36 protein-coding genes are annotated in these 24,665 nt (G+C 69.0%); 7 read left to right on the top strand and 29 right to left on the bottom strand.

What is annotated here, in order from left to right; genetic code table 11:
* The first annotated feature begins 1 nt into the window (after window position 1).
* Genes AC4BGC_RS01590 through AC4BGC_RS01575 form a run of 4 tightly spaced genes read left to right on the top strand, consistent with a single transcriptional unit; the run spans window position 2 to window position 4,051 of the window.
* Window positions 2-706 (top strand): ABC transporter ATP-binding protein, encoded by a 705-nt coding sequence (locus tag AC4BGC_RS01590; RefSeq protein WP_490554037.1) that lies wholly within the window; start codon window positions 2-4, stop codon window positions 704-706.
* A gap of 11 nt (window positions 707-717) precedes the next feature.
* A complete protein-coding gene (locus AC4BGC_RS01585; RefSeq protein WP_490554036.1) occupies window positions 718-1,596 on the top strand; it encodes a branched-chain amino acid ABC transporter permease in 879 nt (292 codons plus the stop codon).
* A complete protein-coding gene (locus AC4BGC_RS01580) occupies window positions 1,596-2,714 on the top strand; it encodes a branched-chain amino acid ABC transporter permease (protein ID WP_490554035.1) in 1,119 nt (372 codons plus the stop codon). Before AC4BGC_RS01585 ends, AC4BGC_RS01580 begins: the two co-directional genes overlap by 1 nt.
* Window positions 2,711-4,051, top strand: coding sequence for an ABC transporter substrate-binding protein (locus tag AC4BGC_RS01575; protein WP_490546503.1), 1,341 nt, complete (start codon window positions 2,711-2,713; stop codon window positions 4,049-4,051). Before AC4BGC_RS01580 ends, AC4BGC_RS01575 begins: the two co-directional genes overlap by 4 nt.
* A gap of 28 nt (window positions 4,052-4,079) precedes the next feature.
* Here the strand turns inward: AC4BGC_RS01575 and AC4BGC_RS01570 are convergent, their stop codons facing one another.
* Window positions 4,080-4,679 (bottom strand): class I SAM-dependent methyltransferase, encoded by a 600-nt coding sequence (locus AC4BGC_RS01570; protein ID WP_490546504.1) that lies wholly within the window; start codon window positions 4,677-4,679, stop codon window positions 4,080-4,082.
* Window positions 4,680-4,789: 110 nt separating this feature from the next.
* On the opposite strand from AC4BGC_RS01570, the gene AC4BGC_RS01565 reads away from it, so the two are divergent.
* Window positions 4,790-5,212 carry a single-stranded DNA-binding protein gene (locus AC4BGC_RS01565; protein WP_490546505.1) on the top strand — a complete coding sequence of 141 codons (423 nt, stop codon included), beginning with the start codon at window positions 4,790-4,792 and terminating at the stop codon, window positions 5,210-5,212.
* Here AC4BGC_RS01565 and truA read toward each other — a convergent pair.
* A complete protein-coding gene (gene truA / locus AC4BGC_RS01560; RefSeq protein ID WP_490554034.1) occupies window positions 5,157-6,035 on the bottom strand; it encodes a tRNA pseudouridine(38-40) synthase TruA in 879 nt (292 codons plus the stop codon). The genes AC4BGC_RS01565 and truA overlap by 56 nt on opposite strands.
* A 50-nt stretch (window positions 6,036-6,085) precedes the next feature.
* Between truA and AC4BGC_RS01555 the strand changes: the two genes are divergently transcribed.
* Window positions 6,086-6,685: a DUF6198 family protein gene (locus AC4BGC_RS01555; RefSeq protein WP_490554033.1), complete on the top strand. Its 600-nt coding sequence runs from the start codon at window positions 6,086-6,088 to the stop codon at window positions 6,683-6,685.
* 44 nt (window positions 6,686-6,729) lie between these two features.
* Window positions 6,730-7,137: a GatB/YqeY domain-containing protein gene (locus AC4BGC_RS01550; RefSeq protein WP_490554032.1), complete on the top strand. Its 408-nt coding sequence runs from the start codon at window positions 6,730-6,732 to the stop codon at window positions 7,135-7,137.
* 105 nt (window positions 7,138-7,242) lie between these two features.
* Here AC4BGC_RS01550 and rplQ read toward each other — a convergent pair whose 3' ends face one another.
* From rplQ to rplP, 27 genes are all read right to left on the bottom strand, one after another.
* On the bottom strand, window positions 7,243-7,848 hold the full coding sequence (rplQ, locus tag AC4BGC_RS01545) for a 50S ribosomal protein L17 (RefSeq protein WP_490554031.1): 606 nt from the start codon (window positions 7,846-7,848) through the stop codon (window positions 7,243-7,245).
* A gap of 156 nt (window positions 7,849-8,004) precedes the next feature.
* Complete coding sequence (locus AC4BGC_RS01540; RefSeq protein ID WP_490554030.1) at window positions 8,005-9,018, bottom strand: DNA-directed RNA polymerase subunit alpha; 1,014 nt, start codon at window positions 9,016-9,018, stop codon at window positions 8,005-8,007.
* 69 nt (window positions 9,019-9,087) lie between these two features.
* A complete protein-coding gene (rpsD, locus tag AC4BGC_RS01535) occupies window positions 9,088-9,696 on the bottom strand; it encodes a 30S ribosomal protein S4 (protein ID WP_490546511.1) in 609 nt (202 codons plus the stop codon).
* A 28-nt stretch (window positions 9,697-9,724) separates the two neighbouring features.
* Complete coding sequence (gene rpsK, locus AC4BGC_RS01530; protein WP_067441111.1) at window positions 9,725-10,132, bottom strand: 30S ribosomal protein S11; 408 nt, start codon at window positions 10,130-10,132, stop codon at window positions 9,725-9,727.
* A 77-nt stretch (window positions 10,133-10,209) separates the two neighbouring features.
* Complete coding sequence (gene rpsM, locus AC4BGC_RS01525) at window positions 10,210-10,584, bottom strand: 30S ribosomal protein S13 (RefSeq protein WP_490546512.1); 375 nt, start codon at window positions 10,582-10,584, stop codon at window positions 10,210-10,212.
* Between the two features lie 175 nt (window positions 10,585-10,759).
* Entirely contained in the window at window positions 10,760-10,873 is a 114-nt protein-coding gene (rpmJ, locus tag AC4BGC_RS01520) for a 50S ribosomal protein L36 (RefSeq protein WP_004008316.1), read from the bottom strand.
* Window positions 10,874-10,905: 32 nt separating this feature from the next.
* Window positions 10,906-11,127, bottom strand: coding sequence for a translation initiation factor IF-1 (gene infA / locus AC4BGC_RS01515; protein ID WP_056536352.1), 222 nt, complete (start codon window positions 11,125-11,127; stop codon window positions 10,906-10,908).
* A gap of 239 nt (window positions 11,128-11,366) precedes the next feature.
* Window positions 11,367-13,574, bottom strand: a complete 2,208-nt coding sequence (locus AC4BGC_RS01510) for a transglutaminase TgpA family protein (RefSeq protein WP_490554029.1) — start codon at window positions 13,572-13,574, stop codon at window positions 11,367-11,369.
* 59 nt (window positions 13,575-13,633) lie between these two features.
* Entirely contained in the window at window positions 13,634-14,806 is a 1,173-nt protein-coding gene (locus AC4BGC_RS01505; protein ID WP_490554028.1) for a DUF58 domain-containing protein, read from the bottom strand.
* A gap of 3 nt (window positions 14,807-14,809) precedes the next feature.
* Window positions 14,810-15,775 carry an AAA family ATPase gene (locus AC4BGC_RS01500; RefSeq protein WP_490554027.1) on the bottom strand — a complete coding sequence of 322 codons (966 nt, stop codon included), beginning with the start codon at window positions 15,773-15,775 and terminating at the stop codon, window positions 14,810-14,812.
* Window positions 15,776-15,826: 51 nt separating this feature from the next.
* Complete coding sequence (locus tag AC4BGC_RS01495; RefSeq protein WP_490554026.1) at window positions 15,827-16,567, bottom strand: glutamine amidotransferase; 741 nt, start codon at window positions 16,565-16,567, stop codon at window positions 15,827-15,829.
* Window positions 16,568-17,407 carry a type I methionyl aminopeptidase gene (map, locus tag AC4BGC_RS01490; protein ID WP_490554025.1) on the bottom strand — a complete coding sequence of 280 codons (840 nt, stop codon included), beginning with the start codon at window positions 17,405-17,407 and terminating at the stop codon, window positions 16,568-16,570.
* A gap of 2 nt (window positions 17,408-17,409) precedes the next feature.
* Window positions 17,410-17,985: an adenylate kinase gene (locus AC4BGC_RS01485; RefSeq protein WP_490554024.1), complete on the bottom strand. Its 576-nt coding sequence runs from the start codon at window positions 17,983-17,985 to the stop codon at window positions 17,410-17,412.
* Window positions 17,986-19,281, bottom strand: coding sequence for a preprotein translocase subunit SecY (gene secY / locus AC4BGC_RS01480; protein WP_490546519.1), 1,296 nt, complete (start codon window positions 19,279-19,281; stop codon window positions 17,986-17,988).
* A 157-nt stretch (window positions 19,282-19,438) separates the two neighbouring features.
* Complete coding sequence (gene rplO / locus AC4BGC_RS01475) at window positions 19,439-19,879, bottom strand: 50S ribosomal protein L15 (RefSeq protein ID WP_490546520.1); 441 nt, start codon at window positions 19,877-19,879, stop codon at window positions 19,439-19,441.
* Window positions 19,876-20,076, bottom strand: coding sequence for a 50S ribosomal protein L30 (rpmD, locus tag AC4BGC_RS01470; protein WP_490546521.1), 201 nt, complete (start codon window positions 20,074-20,076; stop codon window positions 19,876-19,878). Before rpmD ends, rplO begins: the two co-directional genes overlap by 4 nt.
* Window positions 20,076-20,702 carry a 30S ribosomal protein S5 gene (gene rpsE, locus AC4BGC_RS01465; protein ID WP_490546522.1) on the bottom strand — a complete coding sequence of 209 codons (627 nt, stop codon included), beginning with the start codon at window positions 20,700-20,702 and terminating at the stop codon, window positions 20,076-20,078. Before rpsE ends, rpmD begins: the two co-directional genes overlap by 1 nt.
* 40 nt (window positions 20,703-20,742) lie before the next feature.
* Window positions 20,743-21,126: a 50S ribosomal protein L18 gene (gene rplR, locus AC4BGC_RS01460; protein WP_490546523.1), complete on the bottom strand. Its 384-nt coding sequence runs from the start codon at window positions 21,124-21,126 to the stop codon at window positions 20,743-20,745.
* A 2-nt stretch (window positions 21,127-21,128) separates the two neighbouring features.
* Window positions 21,129-21,668 (bottom strand): 50S ribosomal protein L6, encoded by a 540-nt coding sequence (gene rplF / locus AC4BGC_RS01455; RefSeq protein ID WP_490546524.1) that lies wholly within the window; start codon window positions 21,666-21,668, stop codon window positions 21,129-21,131.
* A gap of 22 nt (window positions 21,669-21,690) precedes the next feature.
* Window positions 21,691-22,095 (bottom strand): 30S ribosomal protein S8, encoded by a 405-nt coding sequence (gene rpsH / locus AC4BGC_RS01450; protein WP_490546525.1) that lies wholly within the window; start codon window positions 22,093-22,095, stop codon window positions 21,691-21,693.
* 101 nt (window positions 22,096-22,196) lie between these two features.
* Window positions 22,197-22,382: a type Z 30S ribosomal protein S14 gene (locus tag AC4BGC_RS01445; RefSeq protein ID WP_027860504.1), complete on the bottom strand. Its 186-nt coding sequence runs from the start codon at window positions 22,380-22,382 to the stop codon at window positions 22,197-22,199.
* Between the two features lies 1 nt (window position 22,383).
* Complete coding sequence (gene rplE, locus AC4BGC_RS01440) at window positions 22,384-22,983, bottom strand: 50S ribosomal protein L5 (protein ID WP_490546526.1); 600 nt, start codon at window positions 22,981-22,983, stop codon at window positions 22,384-22,386.
* A complete protein-coding gene (rplX, locus tag AC4BGC_RS01435) occupies window positions 22,983-23,336 on the bottom strand; it encodes a 50S ribosomal protein L24 (RefSeq protein WP_490546527.1) in 354 nt (117 codons plus the stop codon). The genes rplE and rplX overlap by 1 nt, the downstream gene beginning before the upstream one ends.
* 1 nt (window position 23,337) lies before the next feature.
* Window positions 23,338-23,706: a 50S ribosomal protein L14 gene (gene rplN, locus AC4BGC_RS01430; RefSeq protein WP_490546528.1), complete on the bottom strand. Its 369-nt coding sequence runs from the start codon at window positions 23,704-23,706 to the stop codon at window positions 23,338-23,340.
* Window positions 23,707-23,718: 12 nt separating this feature from the next.
* Window positions 23,719-24,006 (bottom strand): 30S ribosomal protein S17, encoded by a 288-nt coding sequence (rpsQ, locus tag AC4BGC_RS01425; protein WP_490546529.1) that lies wholly within the window; start codon window positions 24,004-24,006, stop codon window positions 23,719-23,721.
* Window positions 24,003-24,245 carry a 50S ribosomal protein L29 gene (gene rpmC, locus AC4BGC_RS01420; protein WP_490546530.1) on the bottom strand — a complete coding sequence of 81 codons (243 nt, stop codon included), beginning with the start codon at window positions 24,243-24,245 and terminating at the stop codon, window positions 24,003-24,005. The genes rpsQ and rpmC overlap by 4 nt, the downstream gene beginning before the upstream one ends.
* The gene (rplP, locus tag AC4BGC_RS01415; protein WP_490546531.1) at window positions 24,245-24,664 is read right to left on the bottom strand and encodes a 50S ribosomal protein L16; all 420 of its coding nucleotides are present in this window, start codon (window positions 24,662-24,664) and stop codon (window positions 24,245-24,247) included. Before rplP ends, rpmC begins: the two co-directional genes overlap by 1 nt.
* Window position 24,665: the final 1 nt, after the last annotated feature.

Below are 24,665 nucleotides of genomic sequence, written 5' to 3'. Positions count from 1 at the left end.
GGTGCTCACGATCCAGGGGCTGAAGACGAGCTACGGACCGGTGCGTGCGCTCGACGAGGTCAGCCTCACCGCCGAGCGTGGCAAGGTGACCGCTGTGCTGGGCGCGAACGGCGCGGGCAAGACGACCCTGCTGCGCACTGTCTCGGGGCTGGTGCGACCCCAGGCCGGCAGCGTCCGGTTCGGTGACCGGGACATCACCCGGACCCCGGCCGAGCAGCTGCCCGCCATGGGGCTGGCGCACGTCCCAGAGGGGCGCGGGGTGATCACCGAGCTCACCGTCTCCGAGAACCTCCACCTCGGCGGTCTCGGCCGCGGCCGGTCGGTGGCGAAGTCGGAGTTCGACCGGGTCTACGACCTCTTTCCGGTGCTCGGTGATCGCCGGTCGGCGAAGGCGCACACTCTCTCGGGAGGCGAGCGCCAGATGCTCGTGGTGGGACGGGCCCTGATGGCGCGGCCGACGCTGCTGCTGCTCGACGAGCCCTCACTCGGCCTTGCCCAGCGGATCGTCACCCAGATCTTCGAGCTCCTCCGCGGGCTGGTGCAGTCCGAGGGGTTGACCGTGCTCCTGGTCGAGCAGAACGCACGCAGCGCCCTGTCCCTGGCCGACCACGGCGTCGTGCTCAACCTCGGTCGGGTCGTGGCCGACGACCACGCCCACGTGCTGGCCGGCGACGACCAGCTCCGGCACGCCTACCTCGGGTTCTGAAGGCGGAGACCATGCAGCAGTTCATCAACACCGCGCTCGGCGGGCTCACGCTCGGCATGGTGTACGCCGCCTTCGCACTCGCGCTGGTGCTGATCTGGCGGTCCACCCGGATCGTCAACTTCGCCCAGGCGCCGATGGCGATGATGAGCACCTTCGTGGCACTCACGGTGATCGACGCCGGCTACTCCTACTGGCTCGGCTTCGCCGCCGCGCTGGTCTCGGGGCTCGTGATCGGCGCCTTCGTGGAACGAGTCGTGATCCGACCGGTCGAGGGCGGTTCCGAGATCAACGCCGTGATCTTGACCTTGGGGTTGTTCATCGTGCTGCACGCCCTCGCCTCGCTCCTGTTCGGCAACCGTTACCGGTCCTTCCCGGCGCCGTTCGGGATCCGCGGCCTGGAGGTTGGTGACACCACGATCGCGCTGACCGGGTCCGGCATCTTCACGATCCTCTCGGTGCTGCTCGTGATGGGCCTGCTGGTGCTGCTCTTCCGGTTCACCGACATCGGCCTGCGGATGCGGGCCTCCGCCTACAACCCCGAGGTGGCCCGCCTGCTCGGCGTTCAGGTGGGACGGATGCTGACCCTGGGCTGGGCACTGGCTGCGCTCGTGGGGTCACTCGCCGGACTGCTGATTGCCGGCGGCAGCCTGGTGCACCCGGGATACATGGACTCGATCGTGGTCTACGGCTTCGTGGCCGCGGTGCTCGGTGGGCTCGACTCACCCCTCGGCGCCGTGCTCGGCGGACTGCTGCTGGGGCTCTCGCTGAGCTTCGTCAGCGGCTACCTGGGTTCGGAGCTGGTCGCGCTGGCCTCTCTCGGGATCCTGATGGTGGTGCTGCTGCTGCGGCCCGGGGGCCTGTTCTCCCAGCCCGAGGAACGGCGGGTGTGATGAGCCGTCTCGCCAGTCGCGTCTGGGACCACTCGGCCAGCCGCCACCTGCTGGTGGCCGTTGTCGGGCTGCTCGTGGTCGTGCTCGTCCTCGAGAACGCCAGCGACTTCCGCAACGTCCAGCTCGCCTCGATGGCCTACCTGGGGATCGCCGTCGGCGGGCTGACCGTGCTGACCGGGCTGAACGGCCAGATCTCCCTGGGTCACGGCGCCCTGATGGCGATCGGCGCCTACACGGCCGCACTCCTGCTGCAGGACACTGAGCCCGCGCTCCCCCTGCTGGGCATCGTCGTGGTGGCGACCTTCACGACCGTCGTCGTCGGAGCGCTCGTGGGGGTGGCGGCCGCACGGCTGCACGGTCCCTACCTGGCCGGCGCGACCCTGGCCCTGGCCGTGGCCGTCCCCGGGCTCGCACTCAGGTTCAGCGAGCGGCTCGGCGGTGAGGCCGGCCTCCGGGTCCGGCTGCCGGAGATCCCGGTGTGGGTCCTCGACGCGGCGTACTTCGTCACCGGCAACGAGCTCACCCGCAGCCGGTACGTCGCCTACCTGGCCTGGCTGGTGCTGATCGTGACCTTCGTACTGCTGGCCAACCTCTCCCGCAGCAGGGTGGGGCGCCGTTGGCGCGCGGTGCGCGACGACCAGGTGGCCGCGGAGCTGGCCGGGATCAACCTGGGCCGCGCCCGGGTCTCGGCTTTCATGGTCAGTGCCGCAGCCACAGGTGCTGCCGGCGCCGTGATGGCGTTCGCGGTCCGCCTCGCGGCCCCCAGCGGGTTCACGCTCACCCTCAGCCTGACCCTGCTCGCCGCAGCCGTCCTCGGCGGCCTCGGCAGCCTCACCGGCGCCCTGCTCGGCGCGGCGCTGCTGACCTTCCTGCCCGACGTGGCGGCCGACGCCGGACGCAGCGCCGGCCTCAGCGACATCAAGGCCGCCGAGCTCGCGCCGCTCGTCTACGGGCTGGTGATGGTCGCGGTCGTGCTGGTCGCCCCCGCGGGCATCGTCGGCTCGCTCCGCATGCTCGCCGCCCGGACCAGGGCCACCCGGCGCGGCGCCCGTCGTACCGCACCCACCACCGCGCCACCGTCCGGTGCCGCGGTCACCTCGAAGGGAGAAGCCCGATGACCCACGACCAGGCCAGGAGGCCCCGCGCCAGGGGTAGGCGAAGCGCCGTCCTCGCAGGACTCGCTGCCGCCACGCTGCTGATCTCCGCCTGCGGCGGTGACCGCCCCGAGGGTGGCTCCTCGAGCCCCGGCGTCACCGAGAGCTCGGTCAAGATCGGCGGGCACTTCCCCCTGACGGGCGTGGCCGCCCCCGGGTACAGCGAGATCCCCACCGGAGCGCAGGCCTACTTCGACTACGTCAACGCGGCAGGTGGGGTGAACGGGCGCAAGATCGAGTACCTCGTGCGCGACGACGGCTACGACCCGACCAAGACGAGCACGGTCACCAACGAGCTCGTCCTCAAGGACAAGATCTTCGCCATGGTCGGCGGCCTGGGCACTCCGACCCACGGGGCGGTCGTGGACTTCCTCAACGACGAGGGGGTCCCCGACCTGTTCGTCTCGTCGGGGTCCCTGGCCTGGGGCCAGGACCCGAAGAAGCACCCGTGGACGTTCGGGTGGCAGACCGACTACGAGAGCGAGGGGAAGGTCATCGGGAAGTACATCGCCGACAACCTCCCCGACGCCAAGGTCGGCCTCTTCCTCCAGGACGACGACCTCGGGGCCGACGGTGAGAAGGGGCTGCGGCAGTACATCGACGACCAGATCGTCGAGACCCAGAAGTACACCAGCGGCAACACCGACGTGGCCCCGCAGGTCTCTGCCCTGCAGTCGGCCAAGGCCGACCTCGTGGTGGGCTTCAACACCCCGTCGTACACCGCACTCACGCAGCTGACGGCACTCAAGCTGGGGTACAAGCCGCAGTGGTTCTACACGAACGTGGGCTCGGACGCGAACCTCGTGGGGGCACTGCTCTCCCGGTTCTCCGAGGGAGCGGTCAAGGGCAGCGCGAGCTCGCTGGACGGCGTCCTGACCACCAAGTACATCGACACCGTCGACGACACCGACAGCGCGTGGATCAAGCTGTGGAGCAAGGTGTGGGAGCAGGAGGGCGACAGCCAGCCGCTGACGAACTACCGGGTCTACGGGATGGCCCAGGCCTACACGTTCGTCCAGGCGCTGCAGGCCGCCGGCAAGGACCTCACCCGCCAGGGCATCGTGGATGCCGTGGAGGAGCAGGGATCCGACTTCGAGGGTCCGATGCTGGCCCCCTTCGCGTACAGCAAGGAGAGCCACATGGGCACCACGGGGATGCGGGTGGCGAAGCTCGAGGGGGCGCTGGTCCAGCCCGCGACCGAGGTCCAGGTCACCGAGATCGGGGACAACCCGATCGAGGAGGACACCTCCGCGGCCGGGAAGGACGCACCCCCGGCGTCCGGCATCCCCGGGAGCGAGTGAGTCCCGCCGGAAGTGGCTGGAGGCGCGCTCAGCCCCGGCGGGTCTCCAGCACCCGGAACCCCTTGGCGCTCGCCGACTTCTCGGTGGGGTAGCCCTGCTCCCCCAGCCATGACGTGAGGGAGTCCGACCCCAGGTTCTTGCCCACCACGAGCACGGCACGGCCCTCGGGACGCAGCCGCGGCAGCCAGCGCAGCAGCAGCTCGTGCAGGGCCTCCTTGCCCACCCTGATCGGGGGGTTCGACCAGATCTCGTCGTACGACGCCTCGGGATCGACCTCGTCGGGGAGCATCGCCCGGAACCGGTCACTGACCCCGAGCCGCTCGGCGTTCTCCCGGGCGAGGAGCAGCGCGCGCTCGTTCACGTCGATCGCGGTCACGCGGACCTCGGGGACCGCGACGGCGATCGCCAGCCCGATCACGCCGTACCCACATCCGAGATCGAGCACCTCGCGCGCCCCCACCGGGGGTGCCGCCTCACGCAGCAGGACGCCGGTGCCGGTGTCGAGGCGTCCCTGGGCGAACACCCCGGACCCCGAGGTGAGCTCGAGCCAGTGCCCCCAGACGTTGGCGCGGACCGGGACCCGCTTGAAGGTGGAGGCCGGGTCAGCGGTGAAGTAGTGCTCGTCCACTGCTGTCCTCTCGACCCGTTGGCGCCCACAGGGGGCCAGAACCGCCAACCTATCCCCAGCCCCAGGGCCTCCCATGTCCGGGGAGGCCGCCGCCGCAGTGTGCTGGGCCCATGACACGTTCGGCCCCGGCCCCCGCCCACACCCCCGTCCCAGCGACCGATCCCGGTCCCGAGTCCCGCAACGAGGTCACGCTCGTCGGTCGGGTCAGCGCACCACCCGAGCGTCGTGAGCTGCCCAGCGGCGACACCCTCGCGACCCTGCGCCTCGTCGTCGACCGGCCCCCACGCAAGGGCACCACCAAGCGGGCGGTCGACGTGATCGACCTCGCCTGCTGGACCAGGCGCACCCAGCGCGCGGCGGCAGCCCTGGTCGCCGGCGACGCCGTCCGCATCGAGGGGTCGCTGCGGCGCAGGTTCTACGCAGCGGCGGGCGCCCGGGCCAGCCGCTACGAGGTGGAGGTGACCCGGCTGGTCCGGCTCAGCCGGCGTCCGGGGTCGGGCGCGCGCTCTGCCCAGGGCCAGGATCCGCGCTGAGGGTGCGCACGGCCCGGGACTCGCGGGCTCGCGCGGCGAGGTCGGTGTCGGCGGGGTACCCGACCTCCTCGAGGGTGAGTCCGTGGGCACGCGCGACGGTGACGGCCGGGTGGCGCTGGCGTCCGGCCAGGACCTCGGCAGCCCACGACGGCTCTTGTCGCCCCTCCCCCACGACGATGAGGCAGCCGACCAGGGCACGCACCATGCTGTGGCAGAACGCGTCCGCGCGCACGGTGGCGATCGCCCGGCCCGCGGGGTCCCGCTCCCAGTGCAGGTCGAGCAGCGACCGGATGGTGGTGGCTCCCTCCCGCTTGCGGCAGAAGGCAGCGAAGTCGTGCTCACCGAGCAGGCCGGCCGAGGCGACGTTCATCGCCTCGAGGTCCAGGACTCGCTGGTGGGTGAGCACGAACCCGCTCACCAGGGGATCGACGAGCTCGGGACGGTCGGCGATCCGGTAGACGTATCGGCGCCAGATCGCCGAGAACCTGGCATCGAACCCCTCCGGCGCCTCGCGCACGCGGCGGATGCGGACGTCGGGATCCAGGAGGCCGTTGAGGCGTCGCCGTACGGCGTCCAGCACCGGCTCGTCGCTGCGCCCGGCCGCCGTGACCACGGCGTCCGGGTCCACGTCGAGGTGGCAGACCTGCCCCCGGGCATGGACACCGGTGTCGGTGCGCCCGGCGACGGTCAGCGAGCTCCCGCTGGTCCTCAGCACGGTGTCGAGGGCCTTCTCGACCTCCGCCTGCACCGTGCGCAGGGACACCTGGCGAGCCCAACCGTGGAAGGCGGATCCGTCGTAGGCGAGGTCGATTCGCAGTCGCACCGACCCAACCTACCGTCAGCCGCAGCGAGCCCGTCTGGGATGCTGCCCCGGTGCCAATCCCCTCCCCGCAGCGCCTGCTGCAGCTCGTGCTCGGCTGTCTCACCCTGGGGCTCGGGGTCGCGCTGCTGCTCACGGCTGACCTCGGCTCGGATGGCTACTCCACCCTCGTCAACGGGGTCTCCATCGGCGCGGACATCCCGTTCCTGGTCTCCAACATCTCGATCAGCGCGGCGTTCCTGGCACTGGCAGCGGTGCGCCGCCTGCGCCCGGGCATCGGCACGATCGTCCAGATCGTGGTGGTGGGCTTCACCGTGTCCTGGCTGCTGCCGGCGCTCGAGACCCCCGGCTCGCTGCTGGGACAGGCGCTGATGCTGCTGGCTGCGCTCCCCGTGCTCGCGATCGGGATCGCGGCCTACCTCGGCACGCACCTGGGTGCCGGACCGGCCGAGGCGGCCGCGCTCGCCTGGGACCCGCCGCTGCCGTTCAAGTGGAGCTACAGCGTCGTCCAGGGGCTCGGTGCCCTCGTCGGGTGGGTGCTCGGCGCCACCATCGGCCCCGGGACGGTCGCGGTGATCGTGCTGCTCGGCCCTGCGGTCGCACTCGCCGGACGGCTGCTGCGCCTCGACGTACGCCAGGACCGGGCCGGGTGAAAAACTCGGTGACCGCGAGCCCCGCTGCTGGCTAGCATCGGCCGATGGACTCCCCGGCCCAGCCCACACCGCCCACGCAGCCACAGGGACTCCGCGCGCGCCTGACCGCAGGTCTCCCGGTGGCGATGAAGGCCCGCGACCGGTCAGCGGTCACCGCCATCCGGTCCGTGCTCGGTGCCCTCTCCAACGCCGAGGCCCAGGGGCTGGGCGCGGACGCCGACGGAGCCGGTGAGCAAACCGCGGGATCCGCCGACGTCGCCGGTTCCACGCTGGGCGTCGGCAGCACCGAGGCCCTGCGCCGAGCCCTGGCGGAATCCGAGGTGACCGCGATCGTGCTCGCCGAGGCGACCGAGCGCGAAGAGGCCGCCGGCGTGTACGACGACCGGGGCCATCCCGAGCGCGGCGACCGGTTGCGCGCCGAGGCAGCGGCGATCAGGGCCTTCCTCGACTGAGTCCGGCCGGACATGCGCCGGACATGCGCCAGGACATGCACCAGGGCCCGCCACCACTAAGTGGTGACGGGCCCTGGGGCGTTCTGTGCTTGTGCTGAGCCGGGCTCAGGCCTTCGCGTCGTCCTCGGACTCGGCGTCTGCCTCCGGTGCCTCAGCCTCTGACTCAGCCTCGGGCTGGGCCTCGGACTGGGCCTCGGCCGACTCGACGTCGGTCGACGAGGTGTCCAGCACCTGCTCCTCGCCGCTTGCGTCGGTCGCCTCCACCTCGGCAGGAGCGACGTCGTCGGCCTTCTCGACCTCGACCACCGGGGCGGCGGCTGCGGTCTTCTGCGTCTTCGGAGCCGAGGGCTTGAACTCCTCGTTCACCAGCTCGATGACCGCCATCGGGGCGTTGTCGCCCTTGCGCGGGCCGAGCTTGGTGATCCGGGTGTAGCCGCCGGGACGCTCCGCGAACTTGGGACCGATCTCGGTGAACAGCGTGTGCACGACCGACTTGTCGCGGATGGTCTTGAGGACCTCGCGCCGGTTGTGCAGGTCGCCCTTCTTGGCCTTGGTGATCAGCTTCTCCGCGACCGGACGCAGCGTGCGCGCCTTGGCCTCGGTGGTGGTGATCCGGCCGTGCTCGAACAGCGCCGTGGCGAGGTTCGAGAGGATCAGCCGCTGGTGCGCCGGGCTACCGCCGAGACGGGCACCCTTCTTGGGAGTAGGCATTTGCTTCTCTCACATTCTCCCCGGCCGTGTCAGGTACCGGAGTAGATAGATCGTCTGGTTCAGAGCTGGGCTTGACCACGGTTTCGGAACGCAACCATGGACGGGGGTCCGGGGGGCTTCATCCCCCGGTGTCGGGCATGAGCGAAGCTCATTCCGTTAGTACTGCTCGTCCTCGACGAAGGAGTCGTCGTCGTCGTCGTAGGCCGCGAGGGCGGTCGCCGGGTCGAAGCCGGGCGCGCTGTCCTTGAGGGACAGGCCCATCTCGACCAGCTTGGCCTTGACCTCGTCGATCGACTTCGCACCGAAGTTGCGGATGTCGAGCAGGTCCTGCTCCGAGCGCGAGATGAGCTCACCCACGGTGTGGATGCCCTCGCGCTTGAGGCAGTTGTAGGAACGCACGGTCAGGTTCAGGTCCTCGACCGGGAGGGCGAGGTCCTGGGCCAGCTGCTCGTCCACGGGCGAGGGGCCGATGTCGACACCCTCGGCCTCGACGTTGAGCTCACGGGCCAGGCCGAACAGCTCGACCAGGGTCTTTCCGGCCGATGCGATGGCGTCGCGCGGGGTGATCGACGGCTTGGTCTCGACGTCGATGACCAGCTTGTCGAAGTCCGTGCGCTGCTCCACACGAGTGGCCTCGACCTTGTAGGTCACCTTGAGCACGGGGCTGTAGATCGAGTCGACCGGGAGCCGGCCGATCTCGTTGTCAGCGCCCTTGTTCTGGACCGCGCTGACGTAGCCGCGGCCCCGCTCGACGATGAGCTCCATCTCGATCTTGCCCTTGGCGTTCAGGGTGGCGATCTTGAGGTCGGGGTTGTGCACCTCGACGCCCGCGGAGGACTCGATGTCCGCCGCGGTCACCACGCCGGCGCCCGACTTGCGGAGCACCATGGCGACCGGCTCGTCGTGCTCGCTGGAGACGACGAGGCCCTTGAGGTTGAGGATGATCTCGGTGACGTCTTCCTTGACGCCCTCGATCGTGGAGAACTCGTGCAGGGCCGTGTCCACCTTGATGCTGGTGACCGAGGCCCCCGGGATCGAGGACAGGAGCGTACGGCGAAGCGAGTTGCCGAGCGTGTAGCCGAAGCCGGGTTCCAGCGGTTCGATCACGAACCGCGAGCGGAACTCGTCGACGACATCTTCCGACAGGGTCGGGCGCTGAGCGATGAGCACTGTTTTTTCCTTTCCGAGCCCACCCGATATTTGACGGACTCGAACTTCATGCAGCGGTGGGTGGAGTTGTTACTTCTTCGAGTAGTACTCGACGATGAGCTGTTCCTGGACCGGCAGCTCGATCTGCGCGCGCACCGGCAGCGAGTGCACCAGGACCCGCATCCGCGAGGGGATCGCCTCGAGCCAGGCGGGGACGATCCGGTCGCCGTGGGTCTCACGAGCCACGATGAACGGGGTCATCTCCAGGCTCTTCTCCCGCACGTCGATGATGTCGTGCGCCGCGACCTGGTACGACGGGATGTCGACCTTCTTGCCGTTCACCCGGAAGTGACCGTGCACGACGAGCTGACGGGCGTGACGACGCGTGCGGGCGAACCCGGCGCGGTAGACCACGTTGTCCAGACGGCACTCGAGGAGCTGCAGCAGGTTGTCACCGGTCTTGCCGGGACGGCGGCTGGCCTCGTCGTAGTAGTTGTGGAACTGCTTCTCCATCACTCCGTAGGTGAAGCGGGCCTTCTGCTTCTCCTGGAGCTGGTTGCGGTACTCGCTCTCCTTGATCCGCGTGCGGCCGTGCTGGCCGGGCGCGTAGGGGCGCTTCTCGAACGCCTTGTCTTCACCGACGAGGTCGACACCGAGACGGCGCGACTTCTTGGTCATGGGGCCGATGTAACGAGCCATGGGTCAAAGTCTCCTTTTCAGTCTCGGGTCAGACGCGCCGGCGCTTGGGCGGGCGGCAACCGTTGTGGGGGGTGGGCGTGACGTCCTGGATGGTGCCGACCTCGAGGCCGATGGCACCCAGCGAACGGATGGCGGTCTCGCGGCCCGAGCCCGGGCCCTTCACGAAGACGTCGATCTTCTTCATGCCGTGGTCCATCGCCCGGCGACCGGCGGCCTCGGCGGCCATCTGCGCGGCGAACGGGGTGGACTTGCGCGAGCCCTTGAAGCCGACGGTGCCGGCAGAGGCCCACGAGATCACTGCGCCCGTGGGGTCGGTGATCGTGACGATCGTGTTGTTGAACGTGCTCTTGATGTGGGCTTCGCCCTGAGCGACGTTCTTCTTCTCCTTGCGGCGCACCTTCTTGGCGCCGGCCGCGGTGCGGCTCTTGGGGGGCATTCACAAACTCCTGGTGTGTGTTCGGTAGCTGAGGTGGGGGCGGTGAGCAGACCTACGTGCGGTGACGTGGCCTGGGGTCACTTGGCCTTCTTCTTGCCGGCGACGGTGCGCTTGGGGCCCTTGCGGGTGCGCGCGTTGGTCTTGGTGCGCTGTCCGCGAACGGGCAGTCCCTGGCGGTGTCGGCGGCCCTGGTAGCTACCGATCTCGATCTTGCGGCGGATGTCGGCCTGGACCTCGCGACGGAGGTCACCCTCGATCTTGTAGTCGGCCTCGATCGCGTCGCGGAGCTTGACCAGCTCCTCGTCACCGAGGGTGTGCACCCGAGCGTTCGGGTCGACACCGGTGACGGCGAGGATCTTCTGGGAGCGGGTACGGCCAATGCCGTAGATGTAGGTGAGTGCGATCTCGATGCGCTTGTCGCGCGGGAGGTCAACACCAACGAGGCGTGCCATGAATGGCGGTTCCCTTCAAGTGGGTCACGGTGGTCTGGTCGTGTCGCGTCCCCCGCATCAGCAGGAGCTCCGGCCATCCGTTCCGGAGGTGGTCCGGGTCCCGACGGTGGAGCTGTCGAGTCCCTTGAGCGAACACGTAGTGGATGTCTTCAGTTGTGGAGCACAGCGGCTGGGCTCAGCCCTGGCGCTGCTTGTGACGCGGGTTCTCGCAGATCACCATGACGCGGCCGTGGCGACGAATCACCTTGCACTTGTCACAGATCGGCTTGACGCTCGGGTTGACCTTCATGTCAGCCCTTTCTCATTGGTCGGCTGGTTTGGTTACTTGTACCGGTAGACGATCCGACCCCGGGTCAGGTCGTAGGGGGACAGCTCCACCACCACGCGGTCCTCGGGGAGGATCCGGATGTAGTGCTGGCGCATCTTGCCGCTGATGTGGGCGAGCACCTTGTGTCCATTGCTCAGCTCCACTCGGAACATCGCGTTGGGAAGGGCCTCCACGACGGAGCCCTCCATCTCGATCACGCCTTCCTTCTTCGGCATGTCCTCCACAATCTGGTCGCTGGTGTTGGTTGTCTACCGTTGGCCCGGGAACCGCCTGCCACGACCGGCGGACCGGGCGGGCAGTGGACCTCGTGGGCCGCCCAAGGAACCTCAACCCCGGGCACGCACAGACCCATTCCTTCGAGCGAGTCCGCTGGTGTCCGGGCAGCCGCGAGGCGCCACAAAACGAGCCCACGTTGGGCCGACTCCCCAGTCTAGGACGAAAACGGGGTGGAGCGTTAATCCGTCCGGCGCCGGCCGACCAGGGAGGCGGGGTTGAACGGCGCCCAGATCCGTCGTCGCAGCGGCTGGGTCCGGCCCAGCGCGGCGCGCTCCCCCAGCACCTGCTCCCAGTAGGCACCCACAGTCTCCTCCTCGGGCTCCACCGCGGCGAACACGCCCTCGTCCCCCTCGCGGGACAGCGCCCCCGCTCGCGCGAGCACCCGTGCCTGCGCCGGGCGGGAAGTGTGCCGCGGCACGGGGATGCCGAGGTCGCGTGCGTGGTCGACGAGCTCGTTCCAGGCGCCGGCCATCTGGTCGGAGGGGCGCCCGCGCGTACGCCGCAGCCGGCGGCGGACCAGCTTGGCCGCGGGGACCAGCAGCGCCAGGAGGAGGGCGAGCAGCCACGGCAGCGTGCGCACCACCGTGCCGCGGGTCTGGTCCTCGGCACGCTGCTCGGCCTTGCGCTTGGTGGCCCGGTCCCGCTTCACCAGGTCCTGCTTCTGCGTCTCCGTGCTCGCCGGCATCTGGGGCGGCGGCGGTGGCACGGGCGCGAGGTCGCGCAGCGGGGGCCGGCGGCTCATGAACTGCTCGGTCGGCAGCGTGCGCCAGATCCCGTCCGCTGTGCGGACCTCGACCCACGCCCGCACGTCGGAGCCTCGCACCCGGCCGTCCTTCGGGACGACCGCGCCCACCACCACCCGAGCCGGTACGCCGACCCGGTTGGCCAGCACTGCCATCGCCGCGGCGTACTGCTCCTCGTTGCCCACCATGAGCGGGGCGAACAGGAACCCCTCGAAGAGCCGCTTGCTGCCGTGGCCCGCGGTGTACTGCTGCTCGCCGGGGAAGGCACCGTTGCTGTACTGCCCGACGTCGCGCAGGTACTTGGCGAGCACGAACATCTTGCGCATCGGCTCGGCCGGGCTCGCCAGCAGCCGCTGCACGAGGGGGTCCGCCTTCTCCGCGTCCTCGACCGTGATCAGGTCACCGGGCCAGGCCCGCATGGACCGGGTGAGCCGCTGGTCGGGGATCACGGCAGTGAACTCGTAGGTGTTGCGCGGCTTGAGCCCGGCGGGGATCACGGCCGAGGAGGTCTCCAGGTCGTAGCGGACCTCGGTGCGCCGGGCCAGCCGGTCGGCGTTGAGGAACCGGAAGGACGTCAACGAGCCGACGGTGGGGATCCAGGCGCTGCGGTAGGCCCGGGTCACCGACACCCGCATCCGGTACTCACGACCGGGGTTGGAGTTCTCGATCCGGCTGTCGATCCGCAGGAAGCGGTCCAGGAGCGTGTCCGGCATGGTGTCGTTCTCCGCGCGCCACTCCTTGCCGTCGTACCGGTCCAGCGTCACCATCCTGATCCGGCTGCCCCGGGGCGCACCCGTGACGCTGAACAGCAGCTTCTGCCGCACGTTCTGCGGAGTGTCGGGCGGCTGCTCGGTGAAGGAGCGGAAGCGGCGCAGCGGCGAGTCGAGGGCGGCGACGTCCGGGACCTGGCCGATACGGCCCTGCAGGCTGGCGCCGGCCAGGCTGTCGCTGCCCGAGGTGACCACCGTTGCGATGGACAGGGCGACCGCCGCGACCACCACTGCGGCGACCCCGCGCTGCCCCCGGCCGTGCGCCGCGCCGGCGACCTGCCGGGAGTGGGGCGCCAGGCCGAGCCCGCGTGCCACCACCCACACCACGGACACCACGGCGAACGCGGCCGGTGCCCAGTCGTAGGGGCCGCCGTCGGTCCGACGCAGCAGCAGCACTACGGCCAGGACGGCGATCAGGGGCAGGAGGGGACCTCCGGCACTCCTGGTGCGCAGCGCCACCGCCGAGGCGGCCGCGCCCCCGAAGAGTCCGAGCAGGAACGGCACCAGGGCCGGGGCCCCGGCCAGGTCGACGCCGGGCAGGGTGGTGAGCAGCTCCCCCCAGCCGGTGACGCTGCCCTGCATCACCGCCACGAGCACGCCGAGGTCAGGGATCCCGGCGCCGAACCCGCCGCTGCGCAGCGCCATCGGACCAGCGAGCAGCAGTCCCGCGACGGGGACGGCGGCGAGCAGCACGACGATCGACTGGCGCAGGGTGAGCAGCACGAGGGCCACCCCCGTCGCGGCCGCGGCCGCTCCCAGGACGAGGTAGCCCCAGCCGGCGAAGATCGTGTGCAGCCCGAGCAGCGCCAGGAGCACCAGCACGAGCACCGCGACCAGGTCGGCCACCTCCACCGCGAGGCGGTACGGCGTCATGGCCGGGCTGCTCGTCAGGCCGCTCTCCGGGTGGCGCTCTGGGTGACTCTCCGGGCCGCTCATCGGGCCGCCCCCGCGGCCACGGCGCGCACGGCACGCGGCAGCTCGTCGAGGGTGCGCAGACCGACCAGCATCGCGTTGCCGGCCGCGGAGACGCTGGTGCTCGCCGTACCGTCCGCCCGGACCAGGAGGAGGTGGACCTCGGGCGGGAGCACGATGCGCAGGGCGCTGGTCAGCCCTTCGTCCGCGGCGCTCCCGGTCAGCAGGGCCAGCCAGCTGGTCTCGGGGGCCAGCCGCAGCGCCTGCCGGGCGGCGACGACGGGGTCGGAGGAGCTCGCGAGCTCGATGCGGCAGCACGCGTCCAGCACCCCGTCGAGGCCGCGTCCGGTGACGGCGTGCTCACCGCACAGCATGGAGAGGTCGACCCCGTCCTGGTGCGCGCGGGCGGCGAGCGAGGCCGCCGTCGAGACCACGGTCTCGAAGTCCTCCGGGTCGAGGTAGGAGTCGCGGTTGTCGTCGATCACCACGGTCAGGTGGCTGCGCCTGCTGTCGTGGTACTGGCGGATCTGTAGCTTCCCGGCCTTGGCCGAGGAGCGCCAGTGCACGTGCCGCAGCTCGTCCCCCGGCGCGTACTCCCGCAGGGCGTGGAAGGCGAGGTCGCTCATCGAGACCTCGTCGCTCGGCGTCCCCTCCTGGTCGCGGATCACCCCGGCGCCGACAGAGTCGACCGGCACCATCCGCGGCAGCACCAGGAGCTCGGTCGCCGGGGACCACCGCTCGGTCCACTGCAGCAGGCCGAGCGGGTCGCTGCGCCGCGCGATGACCGGGCCCACCGGCACCACCCCCCGGCGCAGCTGGGACAGCTCGATGCGCTCCTCGACGACCTTGTCCCGGCGCAGGACCGGCAGCCTGATCAGGTGCTCCTCGGACCCGACGGGCACGTCGACCACGGGGCCGAGGATCCGGAGCCGGCCGACGCTCGTCGCACCGAGCACCACCTCCGCGACGTCTCCGGCCACCGCTCGCGGCGGGGAGACCGTGAGGTCGACCCGGGCCCGCGTGGGCAGGAACACCGAGGCCACTGCCAGCAGGCCCATCACCAGGCAGGCCACCCACATCAGCTGGAAGACCGACCAGCTCCCCACGGCGTCCATCAGGTAGCACAGGAGGGCGACCAGGAGCAGCCAGCGCCCCGAGGGCGTGACCACCCGCAGAGGCGCCGGGAGCTTCACGACCTACACGCGTACCGAGGGGACCGGGACGCGGGCCAGCAGGTCGTCGACGACGTCGTCGATGCTCACGCCGCGGAACTGTGCCTCGCCGTCGAGGATCAGCCGGTGCCCCAGCACGGGGTGGGCGAGCTCGGCCACGTCCTCGGGCACGACGTAGTCCCGGCCGTCGGCGGCCGCCCAGGTCTTCACCACCCGCATCAGGGCCAGGCAGCCGCGCGCGGACAGACCGAGCCGCACGTGCTCCATCTCCCGGGAGGCCTCCGCCAGCTGCCGGATGTAGGTCACGATCGAGCGGTCCACGTGCACCTCGTCGGCGATCCGGCCCATCTCCTCCACCAGGGCGATCGCCATGATCGGCTGGACCAGCGTGGCGCGGTCGCGCAGCCGCGAGTTGAGCAGCAGCTCCTCGGTGGCCTCCGCGTCCGGGTAGCCCACCGAGGTCTTCATCAGGAACCGGTCCAGCTGGGCCTCGGGAAGGCGATAGGTGCCGGCCTGCTCGATGGGGTTCTGGGTGGCGATCACGATGAACGGGTGCGGCACGTCGTGGGTGATCCCGTCGACGGTGACGTGCCCCTCCTCCATCACCTCCAGGAGCGCGGACTGGGTCTTCGGCGAGGCACGGTTGATCTCGTCGGCCAGCACGATCGAGTGGAAGATCGGGCCGGGGTGGAAGGTGAAGGTCCCCTTGTTCTGCTCGTAGACGGTGATGCCGGTGACGTCGCTGGGCAGCAGGTCGGGGGTGAACTGGACGCGGGCGTGCGATCCCTCGAGCGTCCCGGCCAGTGCCCGCGCGAGCATCGTCTTCCCGGTGCCGGGGAAGTCCTCGAGCAGCAGGTGCCCACCCGAGACCAGGCAGGTCAGCGTCAGCCGGATCACGTGCCGCTTGCCGAGCACGGCGAGCTCGATGTTCCCGGTGAGCGCCTCGAAGGTCTCCTGGAACCACTCCACGCGCTCACGGCCGATCGTCATGGCCGTCATCGTAAGGGACCCTGAGTGCCCCGTCTTGGGCGATACGCCCGATCAGCGCCGGTGCAGCCGCACGAAGTTGGCGAGCATCGTCATCGGGTGGACGACCTCGACGGCACGGGAGGCCTCCTTGAGGCTCTCGGCCTCGCCGGGGTCGAAGTAGCCGGCGTCCTTGTACACCTCGATGCGGGTGCAGATCCCCTCGTCGTCGAGCTCGGGGTGGAACTGGGTGGCGTAGACGTTGTTGCCCACGCGGAAGGCCTGCACCGGGCAGGCCTGCGAGGTGGCGAGCTGCACCGCGCCGGGTGGCAGTCGCAGCATCGACTCCTTGTGACCGCCGTACGCCGCGAACTCGACCGGTAGGCCGGCGCACACCGGGTCCGCCTCCCCCTCCGGGGTCAGGCTCACCGACAGTGGGCCGACCGGCTCGGGCCAGCTGCGGTCGACCACCCCGCCCTGGTGCAGCCCCAGGGTGCCGATGCCGTAGCAGGCACCGAGGAACGGGAAGTCACGGCGGACCACCTCGTCGAGCAGCGCCGAGATCGCCTGCTCGGCGCGCACCTGCTCAGGCGACTTGGAGTCCTGGGGGTCGCTGGCGTTCCACGGTCCCCCGCCGAGCAGGATCCCGGACCAGTCGTCGAGGTCGATGCGGGGCAGGTCCTCGTGGGCGAGGTTCACCAGCGGCAGCTGGGCCTCGGCCAGGCCGGTGAAGCGTCGGAAGGAGTCGTACTCGTTCGCAGCGGCGGCTTCCTCACCGCGGATCGAGAGCAGCAGGAAGGGTCTGGTTTCGGGCATTCAGTCCCCGCCGTACGGGACCCCGAGCTCGGTCAGCTTCGCCTTGCCGCCGTCGACAGCGGTGAGGATCCACGCGCCGTCCGGGGTCAGGGTGAAGCTGTGCTCGAAGTGCGCCGCCCAGCTGCCGTCGTCGGTGACGACCGTCCACTCGTCCTCGGCGATGTCGGTGTACTTGCTGCCCAGGGTGATCATCGGCTCCACGGCCAGCGCCAGGCCGCGCTCCAGCTTGGGACCGCGACCGGCACGACCGTAGTTCGGGACGTTCGGCGGCTGGTGCATCGCGGTGCCGATGCCGTGCCCGGTGAAGTCCTCGAGGATGCCGTACTCCCCGCCGCCGGGATGGGGCTGGGAGCGCACGTAGCTCTCCACGGCGTGGGAGATGTCGGTGACCCGGCCGCCGAGGCGGGCCGCGGCGAACCCGGCCCACATGGACCCCTCAGTCACTCGCATCAGCTCCAGCACGTCGGGCCGGACCTCGCCGACCGCGACCGTGATCGCGGCGTCGCCGTGCCAGCCGTCGACGATCGCGCCGCAGTCGATGGAGATGACGTCTCCGTCCTCCAGCGTCCGGGCCCCCGGGATGCCGTGCACCACCTCGTCGTTGACCGAGGCGCAGATGCTGGCGGGGAAGGGCGGGTGCCCGTAGCCGAGGAAGGAGGGTACGCCGCCCCCGGTCCGGATGTTCTCCTCGGCGATGGCGTCGAGCTCGCCGGTGGTGATGCCGGCCCGTACCGAGGCGCGCAGCAGCTCCAGGGTCTCGCCGACGAGGCGACCGGCGACCCGCATCTTCTCGATCTGGGCGGGCGTCTTGATCTCCACGCCGCGGTCACGGAAACCCATGATCAGCTCTCGTTGACGTCCTGGAGCGCCTTGAAGATCCGCTCGGTGACCTCGCCGACCTCACCCATGCCGTCGACCTCGATCAGTCGTCCGCGCTTGCGGTAGACCTCGATCAGCGGCTCGGTCTGCTCGACGTAGAGCTCCTGGCGGCGCCGGATGACCTCTTCGGTGTCGTCGGAGCGGCCGTCGGTCTGCGCGCGCTGGAGCAGCCGCTGGACGAGCTCCTCGGGGTCGACGGTCAGCACCACGACGGCGTCGAGCTCGTGCCCGGTGTGCTTGATCATCCCGTCGAGCTCCTCGACCTGGGCCACCGTGCGCGGGTAGCCGTCGAGCAGGAACCCCGGTGCGGCGTCCGCCTCGTCGATGCGGTTGCGCACCATCAGGTTGGTGACCTCGTCGGGGACGTACTCCCCCGCGTCCATGAACTGCTTGGCCTTGACCCCGAGCTCGGTGCCCTCGGAGACGTTGTGGCGGAAGATGTCGCCGGTGGAGATGGCCGGGATGCCGAAGTGCTCAGCGACGCCCTTGGCCTGGGTGCCTTTGCCGGCCCCGGGGGGGCCCATCAGGATGATTCGCATTTATCGCAGGAATCCTTCGTAGTTGCGCTGCTGGAGCTGGCTCTCGATCTGCTTCACGGTGTCGAGTGCGACACCGACCATGATCAGCAGGGAGGTGCCACCGAAGGGGAAGTTCTGGTTGGCGCCGACAAGGACCAGGGCGACCAACGGGATCAGCGACAGCAGACCCAGGTAGAGCGCACCCGGCAGCGTGATGCGGGACAGGACGTAGGAGAGGTACTCCTCGGTCGGCTTGCCTGCCCGGATCCCGGGGATGAAACCGCCGTACTGCTTCATGTTGTCCGCGACCTCTTGGGGGTTGAAGGTGATCGCGACGTAGAAGTAGGTGAAGAAGATGATCAGCAGGAAGTACGCCAGCATGTACAGGGGGTGGGATCCGCTGACGAAGTAGGTGGAGATGAAGCGCACCCAGGGCGACGTCGAGTTCTGGTTGAACTGCACCGCCATCGCTGGGAGGTAGAGCAGGCTCGAGGCGAAGATGACCGGGATGATGCCGGCCTGGTTGACCTTGAGCGGGATGTAGGTCGAGGAGCCCCCGAACATCTTGCGGCCGACCATCCGGCGGGCATACTGCACCGGGATCCGACGCTGCGCCTGTTCGATGAAGACCACGGCGGCCATCACCACCAGGCCGATCAGGAGCACGGCGCCGAAGATCCAGGGGCCCTTGGCCTTCTGCACGCCCCACAGGGAGGCGGGGAAGGTGGCGACGACCTGGGTGAAGATCATGATCGACATGCCGTTGCCGATGCCGCGCTCGGTGATCAGCTCGCCGAACCACATGATGATCGCCGTGCCGGCGGTCATGGTGAGCACCATCAGCATCGCGATCAGCGTGGTGTCCTCGTAGAGCAGCGGCTTGGTGCACCCCTGGAGGAGGTTGCCGGTGCGGGCCAGCGCGACGATGCCGGTGGCCTGCAGGATCGCCAGGGCAAGGGTGAGGTATCGGGTGTACTGGGTGATCTTGGTCTGCCCGGACTGGCCCTCCTTCTTCAGGGCCTCCAGGCGTGGGATCACCACCACCAGCAGCTGCAGGATGATGCTCGCGGTGATGTAGGGCATGATCCCGAGCGCGAACACGGTCAGCTGCAGCAGCGCGCCACCGGAGAACAGGTTGATCAACCCGTAGATGCCGCTGTCCTTGGTCTGGTCGAAGCAGGCCTGGACGTTGGGGACGTGCACACCCGGCGTCGGGATCTGTGACCCCAGACGGAAAAGGGCGACGATGAACAGCACGAACAGCAGCTTGTTGCGCAGGTCCGGTGTCCGGAAAGCGTTGGCGAAGGCGCCTAGCACGTGCTCCTCTTTCGGAAATCGACTGGTCTAGCCGGCGGACTGACCCGCAGACAGGTTCAGTCGGGACCGAACCCGTGGAAGCCTAACAGGGCGGGAGGATCATCACGGGTCTAGGTGTGATGATCGTCCCGCCCTGTCGGCGATTGACGTCTCGCGCTCAGCGCTCGGTCGCGGTGCCACCGGCAGCCGCGATCTTCTCCTTGGCAGAGCCGGAGAAACGGTCAGCAGTGATCTGGACGGCCACCGTGATGTCGCCCTGGCCCAGCACCTTGACGGGCTGGCCCTTGCGGACGGCACCCTTGGCGACCAGGTCGTCGACGCTGATGGTGCCCCCCTCGGGGAACAGCGCGCTGACGCGGTCCAGGTTCACCACCTGGAACTCCACCTTGAACGGGTTCTTGAACCCGCGCAGCTTGGGGAGACGCATGTGGATGGGCATCTGGCCGCCCTCGAACCCTGCCGGGATCTGGTTGCGGGCCTGGCTGCCCTTGGTACCGCGACCGGCGGTCTTGCCCTTGGAGGCCTCACCGCGACCCACACGGGTCTTCGCGGTCTTGGCGCCGGGGGCAGGGCGCAGGTGGTGCAGCTTCAAGCTCATTTGGAGTCAACCTCTCCGTCAACTTCCGTGACCGTCACCAGGTGACGGACGGTGTGGACCATGCCCCGGAACTCGGGGCGGTCCTCCTTGACGACCACGTCACCGATCCGCTTGAGACCCAGCGAGCGCAGGGTGTCGCGCTGGTTCTGCTTGCAGCCGATGGTGGACTTCATCTGCTCGACCTTCAGGCGGGCCATCACTGCACCCCTGCCTTCTCGGTCCGGGCGGCCTCGATGCCCTCGGCCTGAGCCCTGAGCATCGCTGCCGGAGCAACGTCCTCGACGCGCATTCCGCGCCGGGCGGCGACGGCTGCGGGGTCCTCGAGGGAACGCAGGGCCTCCATCGTGGCGTGCACGATGTTGATCTGGTTCGAGGAGCCGAGCGACTTGCTCAGGACGTCGTGGATGCCGGCGCACTCGAGCACCGCGCGCACCGGGCCACCGGCGATCACACCGGTACCGGGGGACGCGGGACGCAGGAACACGACGCCGGCGGCCTTCTCACCCTGGACGGGGTGAGGGATGGTGCCCTGGATGCGGGGGACGCGGAAGAAGGACTTCTTCGCCTCCTCGACACCCTTGGCGATGGCCGCGGGAACTTCCTTGGCCTTGCCGTAGCCCACGCCGACCATGCCGTCGCCGTCACCGACGATCACCAGGGCGGTGAAGCTGAAGCGACGACCACCCTTGACGACCTTGGCGACGCGGTTGATGGCCACGACGCGCTCGATGTACTGGCTCTTCTCCTGCTGGCCGCCGCGACCACCGTCACGGCCGCCGCGGCCGCCACCTGCGCGCTGACCGCGCTGCTGGGATCCGCTCATGAGATAACTCCCTTGAATGTCATGTCTGCACCACTCGCCATCAGAAGGTCAGGCCGCCCTCACGGGCGCCGTCAGCCAGGGCCGCGACGCGACCGTGGTACTTGTTGCCGGCGCGGTCGAAGACCACGCCCTGGACTCCGGCCGACTTCGCGCGTTCGGCCACGAGCTCGCCGACCTTGCGAGCCTTGGCGGTCTTGTCACCCTCGCTCGAGCGCACGTCGGCCTCCATGGTCGAGGCATACGCGATGGTCTTGCCCACCAGGTCGTCGACGAGCTGCACGGTGATGTGCTTGGACGAACGGGTGACCACCAGGCGGGGACGCTCGGTGGTGCCGCTGATCTTCTTGCGACCACGGATCTGGCGACGCGTGCGCGAGGCGACGCGAGCCGACGTGTGCTTGCCAGTCTTGAGTGCGATAGCCATCGTCACTTACCAGCCTTTCCGACCTTGCGGCGAATGTGCTCTCCGGAGTAACGCACGCCCTTGCCCTTGTAGGGCTCCGGCTTGCGCAGCTTGCGGATCTTGGCCGCAGTTTCGCCGACGAGCTGCTTGTCGATGCCCTGGACACCGAGCTTCGTGGGTCCCTCGACGGTGAACGTGATGCCGTCAGGGGCGTTGAACGTGATCGAGTGCGAGTAGCCGAGCTGGAACTCCAGCTGGGTGGGGCCCTTGGAGAGCACGCGGTAACCCACGCCGACGATCTCGAGCTTCTTCTCGTAGCCGTCGGTGACACCGATGACCATGTTGTTGATGAGCGTGCGGGTCAGGCCGTGAAGGGACCGACTCTGGCGCTCGTCGTTGGGACGCTTCACCTCGAGGGCTCCGTCACCGTTCTCGACGGTGATCGGGGAAGCGACCGTGTGGCTCAGGGTGCCCTTGGGCCCCTTGACCGTGACGGTCTGGGAATCCACCTGCACGTCGACACCGGACGGAACCGGGACGGGCAGCTTGCCAATTCGTGACATTGCTATTCCTCCTGGTTCCTGGTCACCAGACGTAGGCGAGGACTTCCCCACCTACGCCCTTGCTGTTGGCCTGACGGTCGGTGAGCAGACCCTGGCTGGTCGAGATGATTGCGACGCCGAGGCCCCCGAGCACCTTCGGCAGCGCGGTGTGCTTGGCGTACACGCGCAGGCCCGGCTTGCTGATCCGGCGTACGCCGGCAATGGAGCGCTCGCGGTTGCGGCCGTACTTGAGCTGGATGTCGAGCGTCTTGCCGACCACGTCCTCGTGGTCGTGGACCTCGAAGGAGGTGATGTACCCCTCCTGCTTGAGGATCTCGGCAACGCCCTGCTTCAGCTTGCTGTAAGGCATCGACACCGAGTCGTGGTACGCCTGGTTGGCGTTGCGCAGACGCGTGAGCATGTCTGCGATCGGGTCAGTCATTGTCATGGCCGTCTCGGCCCTTTCTCCACTCCGGTTTCGCCCTGCGTCTCAGGGCGACCTGTAGCGATCATTGGTTGGTGGTCAGGCGGTGATCGAGCGGGTGGGGATCACCAGGAGCTCTTGGTCACGCCGGGCAGCTCGCCGGCGTGCGCCATCTCCCGCAGGCAGATCCGGCAGAGGCCGAACTTGCGGTAGACAGCCTTGGGCCGCCCGCACCGCTGGCACCGGGTGTAACCGCGCACCGCGAACTTGGGCTTGCGTGCGGCCTTGACCTTCAGTCCGGTCTTTGCCATGTCAGTTGCCTTCCTTGAACGGGAAACCGAGCTTCTTGAGCAGTGCCCGGCCTTCGTCGTCATTCGTCGCGGTGGTCACCACCGTGATGTCCATGCCGCGCGAGCGGTCGACCTTGTCCTGGTTGATCTCGTGGAACATGACCTGCTCGGTCAGACCGAAGGTGTAGTTGCCACGGCCGTCGAACTGGCGGTCCGAGAGTCCACGGAAGTCGCGGATACGGGGCAGCGCCAGCGCGAGCAGGCGGTCCAGGAACTCCCACATGCGGTCGCCGCGAAGCGTCACGTGGGCGCCGATCGGCATCCCCTCGCGCAGCTTGAACTGGGCGATCGACTTGCGGGCCTTGGTGACCTGCGGCTTCTGGCCGGTGATCGCGGTGAGGTCCTTGACGGCGCCCTCGATCAGCTTGGAGTCGCGAGCAGCCTCGCCCACGCCCATGTTGACCACGATCTTGGTCAGGCCGGGGACCATCATCACGTTGGCGTAGCCGAACTGCTCGCGCATCGCGGGGATGATCTCCTCGCGGTAGCGCACCTTCATCCGCGGTCCGGCAGACGCCTCGGCCGACTGGTCGCTGTTGATCTCGGTCATTGCTTCACTCATCAGATCTCTTCTCCGGACTTCCGGGAGATGCGCACGCTGCGCTCGGCCTGGTAGGTCGAGCCGTCGGAGCGGCGCTTCGTCGTCTCCACCCGCTTGGAGCCGAGGCGGGTGATCCCGTCGCCGTCGACGACCATCACGTTGGAGATGTGGATCGGCGCCTCGGCGGTCACGATGCCGCCGGTGCTTGCCGCACCGCCCTGGTTCACGACCTTGGTGTGCTTCTTGACTCGGTTCACGCCCTCGACGATCACCCGCTGCTCCTCGCGGAGCACCTGGATGACCTTGCCCTCGGCGCCCTTGTCCTTGCCGGCGATCACCTTGACGGTGTCACCCTTCTTGATCTTGACGCTCATCTCAGAGCACCTCCGGTGCCAGCGAAATGATCTTCATGAACTTCTTCTCGCGCAGCTCGCGGCCCACAGGGCCGAAGATGCGCGTTCCACGGGGTTCCCCGTCGCTCTTGAGGATCACTGCTGCGTTCTCGTCGAAGCGGATGTACGAGCCGTCCGCACGACGACGCTCCTTGACGGTGCGCACGATGACGGCCTTGACGACGTCGCCCTTCTTGACGTTGCCGCCGGGGATCGCGTCCTTGACGGTGGCGACGATGACGTCGCCGATGCCGGCGTAGCGCCGACCAGAGCCGCCGAGCACGCGGATGCAGAGGATCTGCTTCGCACCCGTGTTGTCGGCGACCTTGAGTCGCGACTCCTGCTGGATCATGTCTTAGTTCTCCTACTTCGCCTTCTCGAGGATCTCCACGACGCGCCAGCGCTTGGTGGCGCTCAGCGGACGGGTCTCCATGATCCGGACGCGGTCTCCGATGCCACAGTCGTTCTGCTCGTCGTGGGCCTTCAGCTTGCTCGTGCGCCGAAGGACCTTGCCGTACAGCGCGTGCTTGACGCGGTCCTCCACGGACACGACCACGGTCTTGTCCATCTTGTCGCTCACGACCAGGCCTTCACGGACCTTGCGCGCAGAGCGCTCCTCCACGGAGCCCTCGACTACCGGGTTCTCGCTCATGCGCCAACCTCCTCAGACTGTGCCTTGGAGCCCGGGGCCGTCCGGATGCCGAGCTCGCGCTCACGCACCACGGTGTAGATCCGGGCAATGTCCTTCTTGACCGCACTGAGGCGGCCGTGGCTCTCGAGCTGACCGGTGGCGGCCTGGAACCGGAGGTTGAACAGCTCCTCCTTGGCCTCACGCAGCTTCGACTCGAGGTCGACGTCGTTCAGGTCGTCGAGTTCATGGGCTGTCGCCATCAGAAATCACCTGCTTCACGGCTGATGAACCGGCACTTCATCGGGAGCTTGTGGATCGCGCGGCGCATCGCCTCGCGAGCGACGTCCTCGTCGACTCCGGCCAGTTCGAACATGACACGGCCGGGCTTGACGTTGGCCACCCACCACTCGGGCGAACCCTTACCGGAACCCATGCGGGTCTCGGCGGGCTTCTTGGTCAGCGGACGGTCGGGGTAGATGTTGATCCACACCTTCCCGCCACGCTTGATGTGACGAGTCATCGCGATACGCGCCGACTCGATCTGGCGGTTGGTGACGTACGCCGGCTCGGTCGCCTGGATGCCGAAGTCTCCGAAGGAGAGCTTCGTGCCGCCCTTGGCTGCGCCGGTGCGCTTGGGGTGGTGCTGCTTGCGGTGCTTGACCCTGCGGGGCATCAACATG

This window comes from Nocardioides sp. Z38_18 (assembly GCF_058215695.1).
Note: the sequence above shows the minus strand (reverse complement) of the source record. Positions and strands in the feature narration are given on the sequence as shown.

Excerpts from the sequence above, each read along its gene's own strand:
- rplF (WP_490546524.1), bottom strand. The coding sequence starts at position 21,668 with ATGTCACGAATTGGCAAGCTGCCCGTCCCGGTTCCGTCCGGTGTCGAC.
- AC4BGC_RS01485 (WP_490554024.1), bottom strand. The coding sequence starts at position 17,985 with ATGCGAATCATCCTGATGGGCCCCCCCGGGGCCGGCAAAGGCACCCAG.
- rplE (WP_490546526.1), bottom strand. The coding sequence starts at position 22,983 with ATGAGTGAAGCAATGACCGAGATCAACAGCGACCAGTCGGCCGAGGCG.
- rpmD (WP_490546521.1), bottom strand. The coding sequence starts at position 20,076 with ATGGCCCGCCTGAAGGTCGAGCAGATGAAGTCCACCATCGGCTGCAAG.
- rplQ (WP_490554031.1), bottom strand. The coding sequence starts at position 7,848 with ATGCCTACTCCCAAGAAGGGTGCCCGTCTCGGCGGTAGCCCGGCGCAC.
- AC4BGC_RS01575 (WP_490546503.1), top strand. The coding sequence starts at position 2,711 with ATGACCCACGACCAGGCCAGGAGGCCCCGCGCCAGGGGTAGGCGAAGC.
- rplP (WP_490546531.1), bottom strand. The coding sequence starts at position 24,664 with ATGTTGATGCCCCGCAGGGTCAAGCACCGCAAGCAGCACCACCCCAAG.
- rpsE (WP_490546522.1), bottom strand. The coding sequence starts at position 20,702 with ATGAGCGGATCCCAGCAGCGCGGTCAGCGCGCAGGTGGCGGCCGCGGC.
- AC4BGC_RS01510 (WP_490554029.1), bottom strand. The coding sequence starts at position 13,574 with ATGACGCCGTACCGCCTCGCGGTGGAGGTGGCCGACCTGGTCGCGGTG.
- rpsM (WP_490546512.1), bottom strand. The coding sequence starts at position 10,584 with ATGGCACGCCTCGTTGGTGTTGACCTCCCGCGCGACAAGCGCATCGAG.
- rpmC (WP_490546530.1), bottom strand. The coding sequence starts at position 24,245 with ATGGCGACAGCCCATGAACTCGACGACCTGAACGACGTCGACCTCGAG.
- AC4BGC_RS01585 (WP_490554036.1), top strand. The coding sequence starts at position 718 with ATGCAGCAGTTCATCAACACCGCGCTCGGCGGGCTCACGCTCGGCATG.
- rpsK (WP_067441111.1), bottom strand. The coding sequence starts at position 10,132 with ATGCCCCCCAAGAGCCGCACCGCGGCCGGCGCCAAGAAGGTGCGCCGC.
- map (WP_490554025.1), bottom strand. The coding sequence starts at position 17,407 with ATGGGTTTCCGTGACCGCGGCGTGGAGATCAAGACGCCCGCCCAGATC.
- rpmJ (WP_004008316.1), bottom strand. The coding sequence starts at position 10,873 with ATGAAGGTCAACCCGAGCGTCAAGCCGATCTGTGACAAGTGCAAGGTG.
- rplR (WP_490546523.1), bottom strand. The coding sequence starts at position 21,126 with ATGGCTATCGCACTCAAGACTGGCAAGCACACGTCGGCTCGCGTCGCC.
- AC4BGC_RS01445 (WP_027860504.1), bottom strand. The coding sequence starts at position 22,382 with ATGGCAAAGACCGGACTGAAGGTCAAGGCCGCACGCAAGCCCAAGTTC.
- rpsH (WP_490546525.1), bottom strand. The coding sequence starts at position 22,095 with ATGACAATGACTGACCCGATCGCAGACATGCTCACGCGTCTGCGCAAC.
- infA (WP_056536352.1), bottom strand. The coding sequence starts at position 11,127 with ATGCCGAAGAAGGAAGGCGTGATCGAGATGGAGGGCTCCGTCGTGGAG.
- rpsD (WP_490546511.1), bottom strand. The coding sequence starts at position 9,696 with ATGGCTCGTTACATCGGCCCCATGACCAAGAAGTCGCGCCGTCTCGGT.
- rplO (WP_490546520.1), bottom strand. The coding sequence starts at position 19,879 with ATGAGCTTGAAGCTGCACCACCTGCGCCCTGCCCCCGGCGCCAAGACC.
- rplX (WP_490546527.1), bottom strand. The coding sequence starts at position 23,336 with ATGAGCGTCAAGATCAAGAAGGGTGACACCGTCAAGGTGATCGCCGGC.
- AC4BGC_RS01495 (WP_490554026.1), bottom strand. The coding sequence starts at position 16,567 with ATGCCCGAAACCAGACCCTTCCTGCTGCTCTCGATCCGCGGTGAGGAA.
- AC4BGC_RS01550 (WP_490554032.1), top strand. The coding sequence starts at position 6,730 with ATGGACTCCCCGGCCCAGCCCACACCGCCCACGCAGCCACAGGGACTC.
- rplN (WP_490546528.1), bottom strand. The coding sequence starts at position 23,706 with ATGATCCAGCAGGAGTCGCGACTCAAGGTCGCCGACAACACGGGTGCG.
- rpsQ (WP_490546529.1), bottom strand. The coding sequence starts at position 24,006 with ATGAGCGAGAACCCGGTAGTCGAGGGCTCCGTGGAGGAGCGCTCTGCG.
- AC4BGC_RS01565 (WP_490546505.1), top strand. The coding sequence starts at position 4,790 with ATGACACGTTCGGCCCCGGCCCCCGCCCACACCCCCGTCCCAGCGACC.
- AC4BGC_RS01500 (WP_490554027.1), bottom strand. The coding sequence starts at position 15,775 with ATGACGATCGGCCGTGAGCGCGTGGAGTGGTTCCAGGAGACCTTCGAG.
- AC4BGC_RS01580 (WP_490554035.1), top strand. The coding sequence starts at position 1,596 with ATGAGCCGTCTCGCCAGTCGCGTCTGGGACCACTCGGCCAGCCGCCAC.